1 protein-coding gene is annotated in these 1,457 nt (G+C 66.6%); it reads right to left on the reverse strand.

Going from position 1 to position 1,457, the window contains the following annotated elements; translation table 11 throughout:
* Positions 1–23: 23 nt before the first annotated feature.
* Positions 24–1,226 carry an IS110 family transposase gene (locus ABZT03_RS44480; RefSeq protein WP_356050042.1) on the reverse strand — a complete coding sequence of 401 codons (1,203 nt, stop codon included), beginning with the start codon at positions 1,224–1,226 and terminating at the stop codon, positions 24–26.
* Between the last annotated feature and the right edge of the window lie 231 nt (positions 1,227–1,457).

Genomic DNA, 1,457 nt, shown 5'->3' on the forward strand with positions numbered 1-1,457 from the left:
AAAAGGTGCCTCTATGGTTTTCGTCAAGCCGTAGCGGGTGTGGGTGGTTGGTAGAAGGTGCCGTCGCGGAGCATGGCGAACAGGACGTCGATGCGTCGTCGGGCGAGTGCGATGAGTGCGGCGATGTGGTGTTTTCCCTCGCGTCGTTTGCGGTCGTAGTAGGCGCGTGACTCGGGCTGGGAGAGCGAGGCGAACGCGGCGAGGTAGAAGGCTCTCTTGAGTTGTTTGTTGCCGCGCCTGGAGGGGTGTTCGCCGCGGATGGAGGAGCCGGAGTTCCGTGTCACGGGGGCGAGGCCGGCGTAGGCGGCGAGGTGGCCGGAGGTGGCGAAGCCGCTGCCGTCGCCGACGTCGATGAGGATGCGGGCCGCGGTCCTGATCCCGATGCCGGGCATCGAGATCAGGACCTGGGAAAGAGGGTGGGCCTCCAGGAGTTCTTCGATCCGGGCGGCAAGGACTTTGCGCTGGTCAAGGACGGACTGGAGCGAGCCGGCGAGGCTGGGGACGATCAGCGCGGCAGCGTCGGTGCCCGGGACGACAACGGTCTGTTCGTCGAGTGCGGTGAAGATGTCCTCGACCAGCCGTTCGGCCATCCGCGGCGCCTTGGGACGTATCAAGGTCACCAGGCGACGGCGTCCGGCTTTGCGGATCTGAGCCGGGGAGCCGAACTGGTCCAGCAACTTGAGCACGGCCGGGTGCTGGATCCGCGGGCCCAAAACCCGTTCCAGGGAAGGATGGATCTGGGTGAGCAGGCCGCGGAGTCGGTTGGCGATGCGGGTGGACTCGCCCGCGAGATCATCGTCGAACCCGGCGATCATCGCGAGCTCGGCAACGGTGTCGTCCGTGGGGTCGATCGTCCTCAGGGTGTGGGGCATCGCTCTGGCGGCGTCCGCGATGATGAACGCGTCGCGGGCGTCCGTTTTCGCCTCGCCGGGGTAAAGATCGGCGATCCTTCGCATCGTGAGTCCGGGCAGGTAGGCGACCTGGCAGCCCGTATCCCTGGCGACCGCCAGGGGCAGGGCCCCGATGGAGGCCGGCTGGTCGACGACCACCAGTACCGTTCCGTGCTTGGCCTGGAGCTTGTCGAACACCTCCCGCAGCTTCGGTTCGCTGTTGGGCAGCGGCTTGTCGAACACCTTCTTCCCCGCCCGGCTCACGGCGGTGGCGTGGTGATCGCCCTTGCCGACGTCCAGACCCAGATAGACGTCGATGCCAGCCTCGTCCGTCATGCCCTTCGCTCCCGTGCTCGCGTTCTCCCCGGCCTCACCTGCGGCATCAGCGTGCCGGCATCCACGTTACGAAGAGACTGCCCAAGGGGCGCTCGTGCCTCTAATCAGCGGTCTGCCAATGCCTCCGGCACCCGGCGACACCACCTTTTCGATCATCTCGACTGGGGGCTCAAGTCATACCGGGGCCGAAGGCCGGGAGCCCCATTGCGAGGCCACGAAGAAGGTAACGGG

The sequence above is a fragment of the Streptomyces sp. NPDC005574 genome (genome assembly GCF_040605435.1).
GTDB lineage: Bacteria > Actinomycetota > Actinomycetes > Streptomycetales > Streptomycetaceae > Streptomyces.